This is a genomic window from Anoxybacteroides rupiense, assembly GCF_014196195.1.
In the GTDB taxonomy this organism is placed as follows: Bacteria; Bacillota; Bacilli; order Bacillales; family Anoxybacillaceae; genus Anoxybacteroides; species Anoxybacteroides rupiense.
Genome location: NZ_JACIDF010000001.1, coordinates 144,802 through 165,783, shown reverse-complemented (window position 1 = coordinate 165,783; position 20,982 = coordinate 144,802). Strand labels below are relative to the sequence as shown.

Sequence of the window (20,982 nt, the reverse complement as noted above, 5' to 3'; positions counted from 1 at the left end):
CATGCAAGTACCAACACAAAAAATGTCTTCACATCATTCAGCCGCAAATGAAAGCAAAACAAGGCTGTTTGCACAAACAATCAAAAATCATATTCGCAGCTACAGCATGGTCGTAGCACTTGTACTTATTATCGGTTTATTTCAAATTTTAACAGACGGTATTTTATTGCGTCCTTTAAACGTAACCAACTTAATTCTCCAAAATAGCTATATTCTCATCTTAGCCATCGGCATGATGCTTGTCATTATTACCGGACACATTGATTTATCCGTTGGCTCGGTAGCAGCTTTTGTAGGGGCTTTAGCTGGCATTTTAATGGTTGAACATCATGTTTCCATGACGGCGACGGTGCTGGTTTGTTTGCTGCTGGGAGCATTGATTGGAGCGTGGCAAGGCTTTTGGATCGCCTATGTGAGAATTCCTGCTTTTATTGTTACGCTTGCGGGCATGCTATTATTTAGGGGATTGACGATGGTTATTTTAGAAGGACAGTCCATTGCCCCGTTTCCAAAATCGTTTCAGAATATAAGCTCTGGCTTTATTCCAGACGTATTTCATGGAGACAGCCTTCATATTTTCACAATGGTGCTGGCCGCTCTATTGTCCCTGCTATTTTTATGGCTTGAAATAAGAAAAAGAAACGAGCAGAAGAAATACGGATTTGAAGTAGGACATCAAGCTGTGTTTATCGCAAAGTTAATTGGGGTGCTGGCGGTTATTAATCTTTTTGCTTACGTGCTAGCCACCTATGAGGGAATTCCTAATATTTTGCTAATTTTAGCCGTTTTGATTACTGTCTATTCCTTCGTTGCGAACAAGACCATTGCTGGCCGTCATATATATGCCATCGGCGGCAATGAGAAGGCGGCACAGCTGTCAGGTGTAAAGACGAAAAGAGTCACTTTTTGGGTATTTGTCAATATGGGAGTTTTAGCCGCATTATCCGGATTAATTTTTGCTGCCCGTTTAAACGCAGCCACTCCGAAAGCTGGGAATTTATTTGAACTAGATGCCATTGCTGCTTGTTTTATTGGCGGAGCATCGGCATACGGGGGAATCGGAAGTGTAAGCGGAGCGATTATCGGTGGTTTGGTAATGGGCGTCATGAACAATGGGATGTCGCTGCTTGGCTTAGGAATTGATTGGCAGCAAGCGATTAAAGGACTTGTGCTGCTCGCGGCTGTCGCTTTCGATATTTATAATAAAAACAAATCAGCTTAGGGACAAGTGTGTGAAAGAGAGGGGGAGCCCCCTCTTTTATTATGAAAAAAATGCCATGTTATATATACGTACAAATAAAAACTGTTATAATGAATGATAGATGGTGCCGATGCTTCGACCGTTGCAAAATGAAACGGAATGCTGAAACTAAGCAAGACAATCTGGATAGTGAATGAGCCCATTTGCAAATCGATATTTGGTCATAAGGCGGTGAACATATGAAGGATAAAAATATACCAAAGTATTTGCAGTTAAAAAATGAAATTTTATCTTGGATAAAGTCAGGGAAATTAAAACCGGATGAAAAAATACCGACAGAATATGAAATTGTAACCCAATTTCAGTTAAGCCGCCATACCGTTCGCCAGGCGTTGGGGGAACTTGAGCATGAAGGATGGCTATATAAAATCCAAGGAAGCGGAACGTTTGTTTCTAAGCCCAAATCAATAGGAAAACAAGAAACCACCAAAACGGTAGCGATCTTAACGACGTATATTTCTGATTATATTTTCCCCCACATTGTTCGAGGAGCGGAGGAAGCCCTTTATGAAAAAGGCTATCGGCTGCTTTTAGCCAGCACAGGCAATAATAAGGATAAGGAACGGGAACATTTAGAGGCGATGATTCAGCAGCCGCTAAGTGGCCTCATCATCGAACCGACAAAAAGCGCCCAAGGGAACCCTAATTTAAACTATTATTTAGTGCTTAACAATCTGCACATTCCTTACGTGATGATTAACGAGCGATATTTGGAAATGAATTGTCCGTACATAAAAATGGATGATGCGCGTGGTGGTTATTTGCTTACCGATCACTTAATCCAGCTTGGGCATCGACGGATTGCGGGGTTTTTCAAAACGGATGATTTGCAAGGTGTCAATCGACTCAAAGGCTTTATTCAAGCACATCAAGAGCATGGCATGCCGCTGACGACAGGCCATCTTATCTCTTATATGACAGAGGAAAGAGACACGAAGCCATTAGAAGCAGCACGCCTTTTTTTGCAGCAGCCTAAAGAAGCAAGGCCAACTGCGTTTGTGTGCTACAATGATGAACTGGCGGTCAAACTATTAGATGTCATTCGGCAGCAAGGGCTCAGTGTCCCTAACGACATTTCCATCGTTGGTTTTGATGATTCGACATTTGCTACAGCGACAGAAGTGAAGTTGACCACCATTCGCCATCCAAAAGTGGACATGGGGGTGAGGGCAGCTGAAATGCTCGTGAAAATGATTGAAAAGCAACATGAAGAAGTAGAGGATATTGTATACCAGCCTGAACTGATTATTCGTGATTCGACGAAAAGAGTTTAAAATATTTGAATAAAATTTTCAAAAAACTATAGAAAAATTGTACGTACAAAATTATAATGGAGGTGACATCATTTTTATTAGGGAGTGGGGGAGATGATTGACGAGTTAAAACAGCTTGTTTGGGAAGCGAATTTACAGCTTCCCAAACAGAAATTGGTCACGTTTACATGGGGAAATGTCAGCGGCATTGACCGTGAGCAAGGTCTTGTGGTCATTAAGCCAAGCGGTATCGCTTATGAAAAAATGACAAAAGAGGATATGGTTGTTGTTGATTTAGAAGGAAAGGTTGTCGAAGGGAACTTAAAGCCTTCATCTGATACTCCTACGCATTTAGTCTTATACAAAGCGTTTCCTCAGGTTGGCGGCATTGTCCATACGCACTCTCCTTGGGCGACGATCTGGGCACAGGCTGGAAAAGGGATTCCGGCGTTAGGAACGACACATGCCGACTATTTTTACGGAGAAATTCCTTGCACGAGAAAAATGACGCAAGCGGAAATTAAAGGAGCGTATGAACTAGAGACGGGAAACCTCATTGTGGAGACGTTCCATTCTCTTGATCCGATGCAAGTACCTGGAGTGCTCGTTCATGGCCATGGTCCCTTTACTTGGGGGAAAGATCCTAATCAGGCCGTTTATCATGCCGTCGTTCTTGAAGAAGTAGCAAAAATGGCAGCGAGAACATATCAGCTGAATCCAAATGTCCAGACAATAGATCAATCTTTATTAGATCAGCATTATCTTCGGAAGCATGGAGTAAACGCTTACTATGGGCAATGACGGAGGGGATATCATGATGAAATATGTGATTGGCATTGATTATGGAACGGAGTCTGGGCGAGCGGTTCTTGTCGATTTAGAGGGAAACGAAATCGCCGATCATGTTACTTTATATGCTCATGGAGTGATCGATGAAGCACTGCCAGAATCGAATATAAAGCTGGAGCCAGACTGGGCGCTCCAGCATCCCGGAGACTATATCGAAGTATTAGCTACGGCGGTTCCTGCCGTTTTGCAAAAGTCGGGTGTTCGTCCTGAGGATGTGATTGGTGTTGGCATTGATTTTACATCATGTACAATGTTACCGGTTGATGCTTTCGGCGAGCCGCTTTGTTTCCAACCGAACTTTAAGCATCGGCCGCACAGTTGGGTCAAATTATGGAAGCATCATGCGGCTCAAGGTGAAGCGAACAAGTTAAATGAGATCGCTGCCAAAAGAGGAGAAGCATTTTTGCCGAGATACGGTGGGAAAATTTCATCCGAATGGATGATTGCGAAAATCTGGCAGATTTTAAATGAGGCGCCGGACATCTACGAGCAAACCGACCTCTTTTTAGAGGCGACTGACTGGGTTGTTTTCAAGATGACGGGACAAATCGTGCGGAACAGTTGCACGGCAGGCTACAAATCGATTTGGCATAAACAAGACGGCTATCCAAGCAAGGAGTTTTTCCAAGCGCTTGATCCGCGGCTGGAACACTTAACAGAAACGAAGTTGCGCGGCGAAATCATTCCTCTCGGAACTAAAGCGGGCGGACTGAGCAATGAAATGGCGGCAATGATGGGATTGCTTCCAGGAACAGCGGTCGCCGTAGGAAATGTCGATGCCCATGCCGCTGTACCTGGAGTTGGTGTGGTAGAACCCGGAAAGCTTGTCATGGCGATGGGAACCTCTATTTGCCATATGCTGCTCGGAACAGAAGAGAAACATGTGGAAGGAATGTGCGGTGTCGTTGAAGACGGAATCATCCCTGGCTATCTCGGTTATGAAGCAGGACAATCAGCGGTCGGTGATATTTTTGCTTGGTATGTCGAACAAGGCGTTCCGGCATATGTCAAAGAAGCGGCGGAAAAAGAAGGGGGCAACGTCCACGAATGGCTCGAAAAGCGGGCTGCTGCCTATCGGCCGGGAGAAACCGGGCTGCTTGCCTTGGACTGGTGGAACGGCAACCGTTCGGTGCTGGTCGATGCCGATTTAACGGGGCTCATCGTTGGCTATACATTGCTGACAAAACCTGAAGAAATTTATCGAGCTTTGCTTGAAGCGACGGCATTTGGCACACGGAGAATCATTGATGCTTTTGTTGAAAGCGGTGTCAAAGTGGAGGAGCTTTATGCGTGCGGTGGACTGCCGCAAAAAAATAAATTGCTTATGCAAATTTATGCCGATGTAACGAATCGTCCTATTAAAGTGGCAGCTTCTAAGCATACCCCGGCTGTTGGAGCAGCGATGTTTGCAGCCGTCGCTGCCGGCAAAGAAAACAGCGGATATGAATCGATTGTAGAGGCGGCGCAAAAAATGGGAAGGGTCCGCGATGAAGTATTTCAGCCGATACGGGAAAATGTGGCTATTTATGAGCAGCTTTATCAAGAGTATGTAAAGCTTCATGACTATTTTGGGCGCGGCGGAAATCATGTGATGAAGCGATTAAAAGCATTGAAAGAAAACGCAAGATTAGAAGAATCCAATGTTTAATCAATGAGGGGAGAGATTGGATGCTACAGTTACGTCCATATGAATTTTGGTTTGTCATAGGAAGCCAACATTTATACGGGGAAGAGGCATTATCCCAAGTGGAGGTTCATGCCAACAGAATAACGGAAGGGCTCAATCAGGATAGCGCTCTTCCATTTAAAATAGTGTTGAAACCAATTGCTACAACGGCAGATGGCATTCGTAGGCTTTGTATAGAAGCGAATGCCGATGACGCTTGTGCGGGGATGATCACATGGATGCATACATTTTCTCCAGCGAAAATGTGGATTGGCGGTCTGTCGCAGCTAAGAAAACCGCTATTGCATCTCCACACTCAATTTAACCGTGACATTCCATGGGATCGCATTGATATGGACTTTATGAACTTAAATCAATCAGCCCACGGTGATCGGGAATACGGATTTATCGGCGCGAGAATGGGGATCGCCCGGAAAGTGATCGTTGGTCATTGGGAGGAGAAGGATGTTCTTAAGCAAATGGCAGGATGGATGTGGACGGCTGTCGCTTTTGCGGAAAGCCGAAATCTAAAAGTGGCCCGTTTTGGCGACAACATGCGCGAAGTAGCAGTTACTGAAGGGGACAAAGTTGGAGCGCAAATCCAATTCGGTTGGTCGGTCAACGGCTATGGCGTTGGGGATTTAGTCCAATACATCCGCGATATTTCCGAACAAAAAGTGAACGAGCTGCTTGATGAATACGAGGAGCTGTATAACATTGTACCAGCCGGCCGCCAAGAAGGGCCTGTTCGCGAGTCGATCCGTGAACAGGCGCGGATTGAACTTGGACTAAAAGCCTTTTTACAAGATGGGAACTTTACTGCCTTTACGACGACGTTCGAGGATTTGCATGGCATGAAGCAGCTTCCAGGGCTCGCAGTTCAGCGGCTTATGGCGGAAGGATACGGCTTCGGCGGCGAGGGAGACTGGAAAACGGCTGCGCTTGTTCGGCTTATGAAAGTGATGGCCAATGGCAAAGGAACGTCATTTATGGAAGATTACACGTACCACTTTGAGCCGGGCAACGAAATGATTCTCGGCGCCCATATGCTTGAAGTGTGCCCGACGATTGCCGCAACAAAACCGAGAATTGAAGTTCATCCTCTGTCGATCGGAGGAAAAGAGGATCCGGCCCGTCTTGTTTTTGATGGTGATGCGGGATCAGCGGTGAATGCTTGCCTAATTGATCTTGGACATCGTTTCCGATTGATTGTGAACGAGGTGGATGCGGTTAAAATAGAAAAGGAAATACCTAATCTCCCAGTTGCAAGAGTTTTATGGAAACCACGCCCGTCACTTCGCGATTCCGCAGAAGCATGGATTTTAGCCGGAGGCGCTCACCATACATGCTTCTCGTTTGCCGTCACAACGGAGCAATTGCAAGATTTTGCGGAAATGGGCGGCATTGAATGTGTAGTTATCGATGAGCGCACTTCACCGCAAACGATCAAAAATGAGCTCATGTGGAATGAAGTAGTATGGCGGTATCGCTAAGATGTTGAAGTGAACGCAATCAAAAGACATGGGGGAGGAAATTGCTTCTCATGTCTTTTTTATTCATCAGTCCAGGGCTCATTGATTGGGGAATTGATGATTAGAAGAGAATAGGTGGAGATTAATAAAGATTGATATTTTGAACGGAATTAGAAAAATAAGACAGATAAAGCAAGGGGAAGGGTCGTTTATTTGCAGATCTTTTAGTTTTGTTTGTTGAAAGAACCTGTCGATAAATATATTAGTTTGTTTCCTGTACAAACTAACTAAACCTTGCTATGATGGAAGTATTACGATTCGTTTTTAGAAATTTCAAACAATACGATATTGTGTTGGCTAAGCGACTGCCAACCATAGGTCTTGGTTAGTAAAAGGAGTGAAGAAAGATGAGTTCTAAAGTCCGTTGGGGGATTTTAAGCACCGCTGCGATTGCAAGAGAAACGTTGATTCCTGCGATTCAGCGTTCGCAAAATGCTGAAGTGGTAGCGATTGCAAGCGAGAGCGGAAAAGCGCATGAAGCGGCGCGTCAGCTGGGAATTGCAAAGGCTTATGATCGCTATGAAGCTTTGCTTCACGATCCTGATATTGATGCTGTGTATATTCCACTTCCTAATAGTTTGCATGCCGAATGGACCATTCAAGCAGCAGAACATAAAAAACACGTGCTGTGCGAAAAACCGGCCGCTTTATGTGAAAAAGATGTCAGCAATATGGTGGCGGCTTGTAAAAAGAATCAAGTCATTTTGATGGAAGCATTTATGTATCAGTTTCATCCGCAGCATCAAAGAGTGAAAGATATTCTTGCTTCAGGTAAAATAGGAGAGATAAAGACCATTCGAGTGGGCTTCTCGTTTGATCTTCAGGAACGCAAAAATAATATCCGGATGAATGCACAATTAGGCGGCGGAAGCCTGTTCGATATTGGCTGCTACTGCGTTCATTCCACTCGTTATCTATTAAATGCGGAGCCGATTGAATTAGCCGTTCATTCCAGCTATGACAACCAGCATTCGGTTGATGTAGCGACAAGCGGATGGATGAAAATGGACAATGGTGTTCATGCTTTATTTGACTGTAGTTTTGAAGCGGTTTGGCGCAATGAATATGAAATCATTGGAACAAAGGGAAAACTGACCGTACCGCGGGCATATCGGCCCGATTTGCACGATGGCAAGGGATTGATCGTGGTGCAAACCGCTTCTGGTGAAGTGCGCGAGGAAATAGTGACGGGCGATCAATATGTGCTTGAGGTTGAACACATTTCTGAATGCATTTTGACAGGAAAGCAGCCAAGCTACTCCCATCAGGCGATGCTTCAGCAGGCAAGAGTGCTGGAGGCATGCCGGATATCGGCAGAAACGGGAAGAAAAGTACCGCTAGCATGATGAGTGTCAAGCGTTTTTTTACTAATAGAGGAGGGCCGCGGCGATGAAAATCATTGAGAAAAAATGGGCAGAGCTGTCAGAGCGCCCTATTGTCGCTTTTACGATAATCAATGACAACGGCGTAGAGGTGACATGCCTTAATTATGGATGTATTATTACGAAACTAATCGCTCCCGATCGTCATGGAAACTATGAAAATATCGTACTTGGCTTTGATGACTTTACTCCTTATATAAAAAATGAACCGTATTTCGGCGCTGTTATCGGGCGAGTAGCAGGCAGAATCCATCAAGCATCTTTTGAGTTGAATGGAACAACCTATGCGCTTCATAAAAATGAGAATGGGAACCATTTACATGGAGGGATCAATGGATTTCATCGCGTGATTTGGGATACGAAAGTCATTGAAGCTAATCATGAGGCCGGAGTGCAATTTTCTTATACGAGTCCTGATGGTGAAGAAGGATATCCGGGCCAAGTGCATGTCCAAGTCACTTATACGCTGAATCACGCCAACGAATGGAGCATTGCGTATCAGGCTATCGCCGATCAGGATACCCCGTTGAGTTTGACCAATCATACGTATTTTAACTTAAGCGGCAACGGCAAACGTGATATTTTGGATCACATGTTGATGATTCAAAGCTCGCGCGTGCTGGAGTTGAATGAGGAGCTGATTCCCACGGGCCGCGTCTTGGATGTCACTGGCACGCCGTTTGACTTGCGGCAAGGAAAGAGCATACGAGAGGCCGTCGCATCCGGGCATCCGCAAATCGAGTTGGTTGGTGGGGGGTATGACCATCCGTTTTGGCTGGATCGGCATCATGACAACGAGATTGTGCTTTATGACAGAGAGAGCGGCCGGGTATTGACGGTTGAGACGGATGAAGTTGGGGTGGTCGTGTACACGTCGAACCAGTTTCCAGAAGAATTGGATGTAGGCGGCGTGCCGTCAAGGAAATATCTTGGCATTTGCCTAGAAACACAAGGACTGCCGGACGCTGTTCATCATCCGCACTTTCCTAGCCCGATCTTGCGTGCAGGTGACACCTATTCTTCTGTAACGAAGTATCAGATTGGCGTAGCTGATTAAAAAATAGATGCTTACATATGGAGGGAGAAAGTCATGAAGTATCGCCGTTTAGGAAATACCGAGCTTGAGGTAAGTGAAATTAGCTTTGGGACATGGGCGATTGGCGGATCATGGGGACAGACGGATGAAGAAGAGGCACTAAAAGGGTTGCAGCGGGCGATTGAAGCTGGTGTAAACTTCTTCGATACGGCCGATGTATATGGAGATGGACGCAGTGAAGAACTTCTAGCGAAAGCGACAAAAGGAAAAGCAGACGACATCTACATCGCGACAAAATTTTGCCGGGCGGGCGATATTCATGATTTCCGCACATATTCTGCGGAACAGGTGCGCAAGTATTGTGAAGGGAGCTTAAAGCGCCTGCAGCGTGAGCGGATTGATCTCTATCAAATCCATTGCCCGCCGCTGGAAGTGCTGAAAGATGGTCGTGTGTTTGAAGTGCTTGATCAATTGCAGCAAGAAGGGAAGATCCGTTATTACGGCGTCAGTGTTGAGACGGTGGAGGAAGGGCTTGTTTGTTTGGCCAATCCGAACGTCAAAGCGCTGCAAGTCATTTTTAATATTTTCCGGCAAAAACCTTTAGAAAAGCTGCTTCCACAGGCGAAAGAGAAGGGAGTAGGCATATTGGCGCGGCTGCCGCTGGCCAGCGGATTGCTGACAGGAAAATTTACAAAAACGACAACGTTTGCAGAAGGTGACCATCGCCACTTTAATCGAAATGGCGAGCATTTCAATGTCGGAGAAACATTTGCCGGCCTTGAGTTCCATAAAGGGGTAGAGCTCAGCGAACAGCTAGAGTGGATTGCCAATGGCCGAGGAAATATGACAAGAGCAGCCCTTCGCTGGATTTTAGATCATGACTCAATTACATGCATCATTCCAGGATTTAAGACGATTAAACAGGTGGAGGACAATTTGCAAGCTGCCATGGTTCCTTCCTTTAGCCCGGAGGAAAAGGAAAAATTAGCCGAGTTTTATCAAAACGAAGTGCATCCGTTTATTCGAGGGGCGTATTAACTAAAAGAAAGGGGATCCCATAAAACATGCTGGGATCCCCTTGTTTGTTATCAGCTCGTCACTTGCTTCTCAACGGTCGATGAGAGCTGGTTATAGAAACACTTGTATTTTTTCTCCTTTTTTCAAAAAATCTTCAATGACAAACAAAGCCATTCCTAGTGCCGTTGAATCAATGGATAGCTTAGAAAAATGAAGGCTTAAATGGGTTGGCTGAAACGGCAAAGTGCGAGAAGAGAGCGCTTGCTGAATCGCCGGCTTAATCCACTGTTTTGCCATCGAAAGGCGGTTGCCGATGATGATTTGCTGTGGATTAAAGGTGTTGAGAAGGTTATTGATTCCAATCGCTAAATAGCGGCCAATTTCAGCAAATAACTGAATGGCTTTTTGATCATTTTGCTTGGCCAAGCTTAATAAAGTCTCCAAAGAAACTTCTTTTGTTTCAGAAACAACATTCTGCTGTTTGGCTTTTTCCAAAATGGCTTGTTCTGAGGCGTACAGCTCCCAGCATCCTTTATTTCCGCAGCGGCAAACGGGTCCGTCGATGTCAATCGTCATATGGCCGCTTTCGCCTGCGAAGCCGTTCGTTCCTCGATAAAGCTCACCGTTAAGCACCAAACCGACACCGATGCCAATGCCAGCGCTCACATAAAGAATGTGGTCGAATTCTTGTCCGGCGCCGAGGCGTTTTTCTCCATATGCTCCCGCATTGGCTTCATTATCAATGACGACAGGAACATGAAAGACAGCCTCCATTTCCTGTTTTAAAGGGATATCCTTCCACGATAAATTCGGAGCAAACAGCACCGTCCCTGTTTTATCAACAATTCCTGGTACGCCCATTCCGATACCGACCAATCCGTAGCGGCTCTTTGGCATATGTTCAAGCAGAGAGAGAACGGTTTCTTTGATAAGAACCAATACCGCTTGATACCCTTTATTTTGAAAAGACACTCGCTTTTGGGCTATGACGTTTCCTTGGAGGTCTGTTAACACTCCCAAAATGTAGTGAACCCCTAAATCGATGCCGATCGAGAAGCCGGCTTTTTCATTAAACAGCAGCAGAACAGGCCGCCGTCCGCCGCTTGATTCTCCTTGGCCTATTTCATATACGAGCTCTTCCTCGATTAATTCTTTGACTAAGGAAGAAACCGTCCCTTTATTCAGTCCGGAACGCTGTGCTATATCAGCTCGCGACAAAGGACCCTGTGTTCTTATCATCTCAAGCACTAGCGACTTATTAATTTTTTTAATTAGATGTGGATTTCCCGTTACTTTTGTCAAATGAATCACCCTATGTACCAATGTATCATAATTTATACGGCAATTCTAGATGGTTGGCAAACTTTGTTTGTCACATAAACAAACAAAAGGTATAATAAAATTAAATTTTGCAACATTTAGACTTGTTCGGCAATAACGATTTTTTTGCTCAAAATGCTGGATGAAAGAATAGGTGAGCTTGTAAAAACGAAGCTGTCGACGGGGGGAGTGAATCCATGGGCTGCATCGATATAGAACGGAGTGAATCTTTCTGTTAGCGGCATCATCCCGTGTTACGATTTCCTACGCCAATATGCAGGTATGACGGTAGGAGACAAGTCTGTGATTTGTCTCCTACCGTCGCAAACATCTATAATTTGCTCTGATCCTGCGAGCGATCTTTCATCTATGTAATATGTGCGTCATAAATGGTAGGTGTCTTGCTGAATATGAAGATAAGAGAAAAATTGAATCGCTTTAATACTCTTCGCAACCAAATTCTAATCGTTTTTATATTCGTCATGACATTTGTCTTGCTCTTCGTAGGAATGATGACATTTCATTTCGTATCGGTGTTATTAAAACAAAATGCCGAGGAGCAAATTCGCCAAACAGCCATTCAGGCAAACGGCAGATTGGAAGCGCTTTATGGACAACTGGATGCATTGACCAATCAAGTGGCGACAGACGCGTATGTACAAAAATTGCTTTTAAAAGAGGCTGGAGGCCATTTGCTTGGGTTTAGCGAACGGCAATATTTAATGCAAATCGTCAATTCGTACCAAACGTATTCCCAAGGTATTCATTCCTTTGAACTTTATACGAATCATTACAAACGAGTGTTCCCGCTGAATGAAATGGATTTGGTCAATCGCATAGGAGCTTTATCGATTCAAAGAGCGAATGATGCGAAGGGGAGGATTGTTTGGATTGGACGAGATCCAGCCTCTTCAGATTTTTTAGCGATTCGGCAAATTCGCTTAATGGACCGCTGGTTTTCTCCAGGAGGGTATTTATTAGTACGTGTGAATCGCGACTATTTTCAACTAACGGACGTTTATAGCAATGAAACAGAGGAAAAAGGCTATATGCTGCTTGTCGATCATGATTTCCAATCTATTTTTTCTAATTTTCAAGGAGATCCTGCTCCTATTTTGCATACCCCACAGCGGATGATCAAGCAAGATGAAAAGGAGTATATTGTGGTCAAACAGCGATCCCCCCTGACCGGTTGGTTGCTTGTTATGATGACACCAGTAGAGGTGCTGACAAGTGGCCTCTCGATCTTAAAAAATGCGATCCTACTTTCAGGAGCTATCGGCTTTCTCATTTTTCTCATCTTCTCCTTTATTCTCTCGACCATAGTCACCAAGCCGATCTTAAGGCTAACCAAAATCATGAAGCGAGGAAAAAACGGGACATTAAAGCCGAGTCCGCCTATTTTTTCTACTATTGAGATTAATGAATTAAACAATACGTACAATTCATTAGTAGACAACATCAATCATTTGATTCAAGTTGTTTATGAAAAAGAATTGGTACGTAACCGCACTGAACTAAAGGCGCTGCAAGCGCAAATTAACCCTCATTTCCTTTTTAACACGCTCGATGCTCTATATTGGTCACTTGTCGATAAAGAAGAAGAGGAATTATCGCAATTTGTGCTAAATATGTCCGAGTTGTTTCGCTATACGATTAGCCATTCAAAGAACGATGAATGGGTAACGCTTCGCGAGGAAATTGAACATATTCGCCGCTATCTTGAGATCATGAAATTAAGGTGGGGAGACCGCCTTTTATGGAATATGGTTGTTCCTTTTCAATATTTAGAGATTCCTATTCCTAAGCTACTGATTCAACCTCTAGTAGAAAATGCTGTTTTGCATGGCATCGGCAATAAGGCGGAGCCGGGTTCTGTTTGGGTCACCATCGAGGAAGACAGCGATTCCTCTGATTTAATCATTAAAGTTACGGACAATGGACATGGAATGGAGGAACAAACCGTTCAAGAGATCCGTAAGCGTCTCTATGATAAAGAGTTTTCCCTTTTGAAAGGGAGCGGCATGGCGATCATCAATGTCAATCGGCGCTTGCAGCTTTATTATGGAGAAGATAGAAGGCTGTTCATTCATAGTGAATTAGGAAAAGGAACGCACGTTTCTATGAAAATCCCTAAGCGTGGTGAACAAAGATGATGGATGTAAAGACGATTTTAGTCGTCGATGATGAACCGAGAGCGCGAATCGGACTGAAAAAAACGCTGGATGCTTGGGCGATGGGAACATGCGAGATTCTTTGTGCGGCCAGCGGGGATGAAGCAATCGAGCTTCTGAGACAGCGCCCCGTTCATTTAATCTTAACAGATATCCGCATGCCGCAAATGTCTGGGCTTCAGCTGATCGAGGCCTTTGCGGAGCACAAGCATAAGCCAGTTGTGATTATTATTTCCGCTTACTCTGAATTTGCCTATGCCCAAAAAGCAATCAAATTAGGAGTGGTCAATTATCTTCTCAAACCGGTCAGCAAACATAAACTCATTGAGGCGGTGGAACAGGCGCTGGCGATATTGGAAGAGCGAAAAAAATCAGAAATGCTGGCACAGATGATCGATCATCAAGTCATTCAAATTCAAGAACATATCCGCTCTTCTTCCGTAAGGGAAGCCATACAGTTCATTCATAAAAATTTGCATCAGCCATTGAGCCTGCGCGATGTGTCTAGGCATGTACATTTGAATGCAAGCTATTTTAGTGTCCTTTTTAAAGAAGAAACAGATATGACCTTTAGTGAATATGTGACAAGATGCAGGATACAGAAAGCCAAGAGCTTGCTGGTGGCAACCGATTTATCTGTTGAAGAAATTGCCGAATCTGTCGGTTATCAAACAGCGAAATATTTTATTAAAGTATTTAAAGAATTTGAAGGAATGACTCCCTATCGCTTCAGAAAGCAACATCTAAAAAAAGTAGAATTTTAGGCAATGAGTGTGGCCTTATTTCCCCATCAGCCAATGATATAATCTTAGCAAACCAAAAAGATTCAAAGGGGGAAATGGCTTTGTTGAAAAAGAAAGCGCATTCATGGCTGATCGGCATGATGTTCGTATTGGCGCTAGCCGTCACAGGCTGCTCTAGCTCCAGCTCAAGCAATGAAAATGGAGCTTCACCCGAAGACGGGAAAAAAGTGACGCTTACATTTATGCATCTTTGGCCTGCCGGAAGCTCAAAGCAGCACTATATGATTGTTAATGACATTATTAAAGAGTTTGAAAAAGAAAATCCGAATGTAACAGTCAAAACGGAAATTCTCGAAAACGAACAATATAAAAACAAGCTAAAAGTATTAGCAGCTTCCAATGAGCTTCCTGATGTTGGGATGACTTGGGCAGCAGGATTTTTAGAGCCATACGTGAAAGGGAATTTATTTGCACCTTTAGATGATGTTTTAGACGGTGGTCTTAAAGATCAGTTTGTTTCCGGGACAACAGAAGCATATGCGGTTGACAACAAAACGTATGCCCTTCCATTGGAGCTTAACATCACTCCTGTGTACTATAATAAAGAAATTTTTGCGAAATATCATTTAGAAGTCCCTAAAACATATGAAGAATTCAAGCATGTGGTGCAAACGCTTGTGAAAAATGGCGTAGCCCCAATCGCGTTAGGCAATAAGGATCGCTGGACGGGATCGATGTGGTATATGTATTTAGCCGATCGAATCGGCGGCGCTGACACGTTAAAAAACGCGATAAACGGAAGCGGCACATTTGAAGACCCAGGATTAATCAAAGCGGCGGAAGAAGTCCAAAACCTCGTCAAAATGAAAGCGTTTATCAAAGGGTTTAACGGTTTATCGAACGATGAAGCAAAAGCGGAGTTTACCAATGAAAAAGCAGCCATGTATTTAATGGGAACATGGGATTTGCCGCAGTTTACAACAAATGAAGATGTTCCAAAGGAGTTTCGCGACAAAGTCGGATTCTTTAAATTCCCTGTTGTTGAAGGCGGAAAAGGAAATGTGGATAGCTGGGTCGGAGGACCGGGAGTCGGATTGTTTGTAGCGCAAAATTCGAAAGCGAAGGAGGAAGCGAAAAAGTTTGTAAGATTTTTCGTTGAAAAATGGGGCGAGCAGTCAGTCACAAAAGCGGGTGTCATTCCAGCAACAAAAGTGAACACGGCTAATGTCGATCTGCCGCAAATGTATATCGATGTGCTCAATGAATTAAATAAAGCTAGCAATATTACATTATTTGCCGATGTGCAAATGAACCCGGAAGCAGCGCAAACACATTTAAATTTAATCCAATCGTTATTTGGTGAAGAAGTGACACCGAAAGACTTCGCTAAACAGCATCAAGAAGTGCTGTCTAAGACGCAATGATGAGAGAAAAGAAGGACGACAAAAAGGACATATGCCATATATGTCCTTTTTGTCCAATGAGAAAGGAGGAGACAGCATGAATAAAATGATGTCCGATAAAAAAGTCATTGCGCTCTATATTTTGCCGTCTTTGCTGCTGCTTTTGACATTGGTGTACATTCCGATCGTGATGACGGGCTATTACAGTTTCATGAAATGGGACGGCATCGGACGCATGGAGTTTATCGCGCTCGATAATTATAAAGAGCTGCTAAAAGATAAGATGTTTTGGAAAAGCGTATACCACTCCTTTTTGCTGGCGGTGTTTTCCGTGATCAGCCTCGCCGGTTATTTGGCGGTTTCTCTCGTACTGTCAGGAAAAATCAAGGGAGCCCATTTATTAAGAAAAATTTATTTAATTCCGATGCTGTTGTCTTCAGTTGCCATTGCTCAGCTATGGTTACGGATTTATCACCCATCGAACGGGATGTTAAATCATTTTCTCCTGTTTCTAGGAATAGATGATCCGCCAAACTGGCTGGCTGATCCTTCGATTGCCCTATATTCCATTTTTGTTCCGATTATATGGCAATATGCCGGATTTTATATTTTGATTTATTATGCTGCTTTAAAAAGCATTCCCGCATCGATTATGGAGGCGGCAATAATCGACGGTGCTAATCCGTGGCAGCTCGCCTATAAAATCAAGCTTCCGTTAATTGCGGGAGTCGTTAAAGTCACGATTGTGCTAGCTGTTGTCGGTTCGTTAAAATACTTTGATTTAATCTATGTGATGACGGGCGGGGGGCCAAACGGCGCGAGTGAAGTCATCGCTTCTTATATGTACCAAAAGGCATTCCGCAGTTTTAATTTCGGATATGGAAGCACCGTCGCTTTTTCATTGCTGCTGATTTGCGTTTTAGTGACATGGTTGATTAGAAAACTTACCCGTTCAAATGAAGAAATCCAGTATTAGCACAAAAGGGGGAAGCACTAGTGTCAGGAAAAACGGAAGCTTCGTTATCATCCTTTCGAGCCCTAGGGAAAAGAATAGGGATGGCCATTTTTTATGCCATCTTAATCATTTTAGCTATTTTTCAAATCCTTCCTCTTGTTTGGCTGTTATTCTTTTCGCTTAAAAATAATCAAGAGGTTTTTAATACGCCGTTATTGGCGCTTCCGTCTCCACCTCGCTGGGAAAATTATGTGAAAGTATGGGTGGAGGGAGACATTGGCCGTTATTTTTTCAACAGTGTTTGGATTACTGCCGTATCAGTCATTTTTACGGTCTTGTTGGCGAGTTTTGCTACATTCGCGCTGACGCGCATGAATTGGAGACTGAAACACGTGGTGCTAGGGATGTTTATCGTTGGGTTGATGATACCCGTGCATTCCACACTAATTCCATTATTCGGCTTTTTTACTAAACTTCAATTAATTGACCATCCAATGTCGATCATTTTAACAAATATCGGGTTTAATTTGCCGATTACGATCATGATTTTACTTGGATTTTACCATTCCTTGCCGCGCGAATTGGAGGAATCGGCTATTATTGACGGATGCTCTGTCCATCGGATGTTTTTCCAAGTGATTTTGCCGATGACATCCCCTGTCATTGTCACGACTACCATTATTAATATGATTTACAACTGGAATGAATTTGTGTTTGTTAATACATTTATTAGCTCTGAGCAATATAAAACCTTGACTGTAGGAATTCAAAACTTTATTGGGCAATATACGACCGATTGGGGAGCCATTGGTGCCACGCTGATGATTAGTGTTTTGCCGATTTTAATCGCTTTCTTTTTTCTCAGTGACAAAATTGTCGAAGGGATTACGGCCGGTGCCATTAAGGGATAAAGAGAGTTTGATGGCATAAGAGAACGAATAGCTTGAAAACGATCGATCAATCAAACGAAGCTTTTTAGCCTTTTCCGCTTAAAAGGGAGTGTGTGGTTTTTCGGCGATCGAGAAGTGATTGGCCAACGAAGCGCTTCACACATTCGTTGATGGAGCTATGGATCACTGTTTTCTGAATCTTGGTTGTTCGACAAAACCAGTTTTATAGATTTGCTCTCGATTGTCGATGATTCACATTCGAGCTTTAAGGTCATTTAGGGGAGAAAGGAGATAATGCTCAATGCCTAAAAATATATTTTTTAACGCCCATCATTCGCCCGTTGGAGCGTTTGCCAGCTTTACGTTGGGATTTCCAGGAAAGAACGGGGGCTTGGATCTTGAACTCGGCCGACCGCCGCGGCAAAACGTATGGATTGGGATAGAATCGTTAAGTAAACCGGGCTTGTATCATGTCCTTCCCTTTTTAGAAATGTCAGGAGAAGATGAAAGCAAACGATATGATATTGAAAATCCGGATCCGAATCCGCAAAAGCCGAACATTCTCCTTCCGTTTGCCAAAGAGGCCATCGAACGGGAATTTCGTGTTGCGACCGATACATGGAAAGCGGAAGATTTAACGTTTACGATTTATTCTCCGGTGAAAGCGGTGCCGGATCCAAAAACGGCGACCGCTGAAGAGCTGAAGCTGGCGTTAGTCCCAGCCGTTATCGTCGAGATGACGATTGACAATACAAACGGAACAAAAGCGCGACGGGCATTTTTCGGATTTGAAGGCACCGATCCGTATACGTCGATGAGACGAATCGATGAAACGTGCCAAGAGCTGTGCGGGATTGGCCAAGGCCGGATTGTTGGGATTGTATCAAAAGATGAAGGCGTCCGCTCTGCTTTGCATTTTAGTATGGAGGATATTTTGACGACTCCGCTCGAAGAAAACTGGACGTTCGGACTTGGGAAAATCGGCGCATTAATTGCGGATGTGCCAGCTGGGGAGAAGAAAACATATCAATTTGCCGTTTGTTTCTACCGTGGCGGTTATGCAACGGTGGGAATGGATGCTTCTTATTTCTATACCCGTTTTTTCAACAATATCGAAGAAGTGGGCCTTTATGCGTTAGAGCAGGTGGAGGTGTTGAAAGAACAGTCGTTCCGTTCGAACGAGCTCATTGAAAAAGCATGGCTCTCCGACGATCAAAAATTTATGATGGCTCATGCCATTCGAAGTTATTACGGCAACACCCAGCTGCTTGAGCATGAAGGGAAGCCGATTTGGGTTGTCAATGAAGGCGAATATCGCATGATGAATACCTTTGATTTAACCGTTGATCAGCTGTTTTTTGAGTTGAAAATGAATCCGTGGACAGTTAAAAATGTGCTTGATTTATATGTTGAACGGTATAGCTATGAGGATCGTGTCCGCTTTCCGGGAGAGGAAACAGAATATCCGGGAGGCATCAGCTTCACTCATGATATGGGAGTGGCCAATACGTTTTCCCGTCCCCAGTATTCTTCTTATGAGCTATATGGAATCAGCGGCTGCTTTTCGCATATGACGCACGAACAACTCGTCAACTGGGTGCTTTGCGCCGCGGTATACATCGAGCAAACAAAAGATTGGGCATGGCGCCAACAGCGGCTCCCCATCTTAGAACAATGCTTGGAAAGCATGATTCGCCGCGATCATCCCCAGCCGCAAAAGCGGAATGGAATAATGGGACTTGATAGCAGCCGTACGATGGGGGGAGCGGAAATCACGACATATGATAGTTTAGACGTTTCTCTTGGCCAAGCACGCAACAACTTATATTTGGCGGGCAAATGTTGGGCGGCCTATGTAGCGCTTGAGAAATTGTTCCGTGATGTCGGCAAGGAAGAAGGAGCCGCACTGGCTGGGGAGCAGGCGGAAAAATGCGCGGCGACGATCGTCAGCTATGTGACCGATGACGGGTATATTCCGGCCGTAATGGGAGAAGGAAATGATTCGAAAATCATTCCGGCCATCGAGGGGCTTGTATTCCCTTATTTCACGAATTGCCATGAGGCTTTAAAAGACGACGGCCGCTTTGGGGGATATATTCAAGCGCTGCGCAAACATTTGCGTTATGTGTTACGAGAAGGAATTTGCCTCTTCCCGGATGGCGGATGGAAAATTTCATCAACAAGTAACAATTCATGGCTCAGCAAAATCTATTTGTGCCAATTTATTGCCCGGCATCTTTTAGGATGGAAATGGGATGAATTAGGAAAGAAAGCCGATGCGGCGCATGTAGCATGGCTCACACATCCCGAGCTATCGATTTGGAGCTGGAGCGACCAAATAATTGCCGGTGAAATTAGCGGCAGCAAATATTACCCGCGCGGCGTGACGAGTATTTTATGGCTTGAGGAGGGGGAGCGAACATGAACTGCTTGCTCCCCCCTCCACAAGGTGTTTGCGAATGATTTTCGCATCGGCGCCGCAGTTAACCCCAGTGACTATTCAAATGCAAAAACAGCTGTTGGTTGCCCATGTAAACAGCATGACAGCGGAAAATCATATGAAGTGTGAACGCCTTCAGCCAAAGGAAGGTTTGAACAAGCCGATCAAATTGTTGATTTTGCGTATTCCTATCAGATGATGGATCGGGGGCATACACTTATATGGCACGATCAAACTCCAGATTGGGTGCGTCAGGACAGCCAAGGCCGTTTTGTTAGTCGGGATGTGCTGCTTGAGCGGATGAAATCCCATATTTTAACCGTTGTCCAGCGTTGCAAAGGAAAAGTATATGGCTGGGATGTCGTCAATGAAGCAGTCACCGACGAAGGGGATGAGTTGTTGCGCTCATCCAAATGGCGACAAATCATCGAGGCCGATTTTATGGAACAAACGTTTCTTTATGTACATAAGGCCGATCCAGATGCCCGGCTTTTTTACAATGACTACAATGAATGTTTTCTGGAAAAACGAGAGAAAATTTTTGCGCTTGTCAAGTCATTGCGCGCCAGAGGAATTCCAGTTCATGGCATCGGTATGCAGGCTCATTGGAGCTTGGCTCGCCCATCGCTGGATGAGATTCGCGCGGCCATTGCGATATGCGTCCCTCGGTGTTGTCTTTCACATTATTGAACTCGATATTTCCATGTTTGAGTTTCATGATCATCGGAACGATTTGACAAGACCGACCAAGGAAACGATAGCGCAACAGGCAGAACGATACGGACAAATTTTCTCCCTATTTAAAGAATGTCGTGAGGTGGTTCAAAGTGTAACGTTTTGGGGAATAGCCGACGACGATACATGGCTTGATAACTTCCCGATAAAAGGAAGAAAAAATGGGCCGTTTTTGTTCGATGAACGACACGAGCCGAAGCCGGCTTTTTGGTGGGTCGTAAATGTCGGAATTTCGGACTTTTGTTTGATGTGCTCAGTCATTTAACCAAAAATAGGAAAAGTTCTTACGAAAAATAATCAAAAAATTTTGACATGTAGGTATTGAA

General features: G+C 44.3%; 15 protein-coding genes and 1 pseudogene. 15 read left to right on the top strand and 1 reads right to left on the bottom strand.

Annotation, left to right across the window (positions count from 1 at the left end; all coding sequences use genetic code 11):
* Nucleotide 1 precedes the first annotated feature (1 nt).
* The 8 genes from mmsB to GGQ95_RS00725 all read left to right on the top strand — a co-directional run bounded on the left by mmsB (nucleotide 2) and on the right by GGQ95_RS00725 (nucleotide 10,017).
* A complete protein-coding gene (gene mmsB / locus GGQ95_RS00760; RefSeq protein ID WP_080861734.1) occupies nucleotides 2-1,222 on the top strand; it encodes a multiple monosaccharide ABC transporter permease in 1,221 nt (406 codons plus the stop codon).
* A 218-nt stretch (nucleotides 1,223-1,440) separates the two neighbouring features.
* Nucleotides 1,441-2,535, top strand: a complete 1,095-nt coding sequence (locus tag GGQ95_RS00755; RefSeq protein WP_080861736.1) for a GntR family transcriptional regulator — start codon at nucleotides 1,441-1,443, stop codon at nucleotides 2,533-2,535.
* A gap of 93 nt (nucleotides 2,536-2,628) precedes the next feature.
* Nucleotides 2,629-3,315, top strand: a complete 687-nt coding sequence (gene araD, locus GGQ95_RS00750) for an L-ribulose-5-phosphate 4-epimerase (RefSeq protein ID WP_066147597.1) — start codon at nucleotides 2,629-2,631, stop codon at nucleotides 3,313-3,315.
* Nucleotides 3,316-3,325: 10 nt separating this feature from the next.
* Nucleotides 3,326-5,011 (top strand): ribulokinase, encoded by a 1,686-nt coding sequence (locus tag GGQ95_RS00745; protein WP_156450506.1) that lies wholly within the window; start codon nucleotides 3,326-3,328, stop codon nucleotides 5,009-5,011.
* A 20-nt stretch (nucleotides 5,012-5,031) separates the two neighbouring features.
* On the top strand, nucleotides 5,032-6,522 hold the full coding sequence (gene araA / locus GGQ95_RS00740) for an L-arabinose isomerase (protein WP_159719700.1): 1,491 nt from the start codon (nucleotides 5,032-5,034) through the stop codon (nucleotides 6,520-6,522).
* A gap of 386 nt (nucleotides 6,523-6,908) precedes the next feature.
* Nucleotides 6,909-7,907 carry a Gfo/Idh/MocA family protein gene (locus GGQ95_RS00735; protein ID WP_183186229.1) on the top strand — a complete coding sequence of 333 codons (999 nt, stop codon included), beginning with the start codon at nucleotides 6,909-6,911 and terminating at the stop codon, nucleotides 7,905-7,907.
* A 43-nt stretch (nucleotides 7,908-7,950) separates the two neighbouring features.
* Complete coding sequence (locus GGQ95_RS00730; RefSeq protein WP_183186228.1) at nucleotides 7,951-9,000, top strand: aldose epimerase family protein; 1,050 nt, start codon at nucleotides 7,951-7,953, stop codon at nucleotides 8,998-9,000.
* Nucleotides 9,001-9,033: 33 nt separating this feature from the next.
* Nucleotides 9,034-10,017, top strand: a complete 984-nt coding sequence (locus GGQ95_RS00725) for an aldo/keto reductase (protein ID WP_183186227.1) — start codon at nucleotides 9,034-9,036, stop codon at nucleotides 10,015-10,017.
* A 90-nt stretch (nucleotides 10,018-10,107) separates the two neighbouring features.
* Here the strand turns inward: GGQ95_RS00725 and GGQ95_RS00720 are convergent, their stop codons facing one another.
* A complete protein-coding gene (locus GGQ95_RS00720) occupies nucleotides 10,108-11,307 on the bottom strand; it encodes an ROK family protein (RefSeq protein WP_311975613.1) in 1,200 nt (399 codons plus the stop codon).
* Between the two features lie 419 nt (nucleotides 11,308-11,726).
* Here GGQ95_RS00720 and GGQ95_RS00715 point away from each other — a divergent pair, with 419 nt between their 5' ends.
* The 7 genes and pseudogenes from GGQ95_RS00715 to GGQ95_RS00685 all read left to right on the top strand — a co-directional run bounded on the left by GGQ95_RS00715 (nucleotide 11,727) and on the right by GGQ95_RS00685 (nucleotide 20,921).
* On the top strand, nucleotides 11,727-13,472 hold the full coding sequence (locus GGQ95_RS00715) for a cache domain-containing sensor histidine kinase (RefSeq protein WP_244963549.1): 1,746 nt from the start codon (nucleotides 11,727-11,729) through the stop codon (nucleotides 13,470-13,472).
* The gene (locus GGQ95_RS00710; RefSeq protein ID WP_066147613.1) at nucleotides 13,469-14,254 is read left to right on the top strand and encodes a response regulator transcription factor; all 786 of its coding nucleotides are present in this window, start codon (nucleotides 13,469-13,471) and stop codon (nucleotides 14,252-14,254) included. The genes GGQ95_RS00715 and GGQ95_RS00710 overlap by 4 nt, the downstream gene beginning before the upstream one ends.
* A gap of 83 nt (nucleotides 14,255-14,337) precedes the next feature.
* Nucleotides 14,338-15,657, top strand: coding sequence for an extracellular solute-binding protein (locus GGQ95_RS00705; protein ID WP_183186341.1), 1,320 nt, complete (start codon nucleotides 14,338-14,340; stop codon nucleotides 15,655-15,657).
* A gap of 76 nt (nucleotides 15,658-15,733) precedes the next feature.
* Nucleotides 15,734-16,612 carry a carbohydrate ABC transporter permease gene (locus tag GGQ95_RS00700; RefSeq protein ID WP_066147617.1) on the top strand — a complete coding sequence of 293 codons (879 nt, stop codon included), beginning with the start codon at nucleotides 15,734-15,736 and terminating at the stop codon, nucleotides 16,610-16,612.
* Between the two features lie 80 nt (nucleotides 16,613-16,692).
* A complete protein-coding gene (locus tag GGQ95_RS00695; protein WP_066147745.1) occupies nucleotides 16,693-17,502 on the top strand; it encodes a carbohydrate ABC transporter permease in 810 nt (269 codons plus the stop codon).
* Between the two features lie 280 nt (nucleotides 17,503-17,782).
* Complete coding sequence (locus GGQ95_RS00690; RefSeq protein ID WP_183186226.1) at nucleotides 17,783-19,906, top strand: glycoside hydrolase family 52 protein; 2,124 nt, start codon at nucleotides 17,783-17,785, stop codon at nucleotides 19,904-19,906.
* Nucleotides 19,903-20,921: pseudogene (locus GGQ95_RS00685) on the top strand (endo-1,4-beta-xylanase). The gene GGQ95_RS00690 and the pseudogene GGQ95_RS00685 overlap by 4 nt, the downstream one beginning before the upstream one ends.
* The last annotated feature ends 61 nt before the right edge of the window (nucleotides 20,922-20,982 follow it).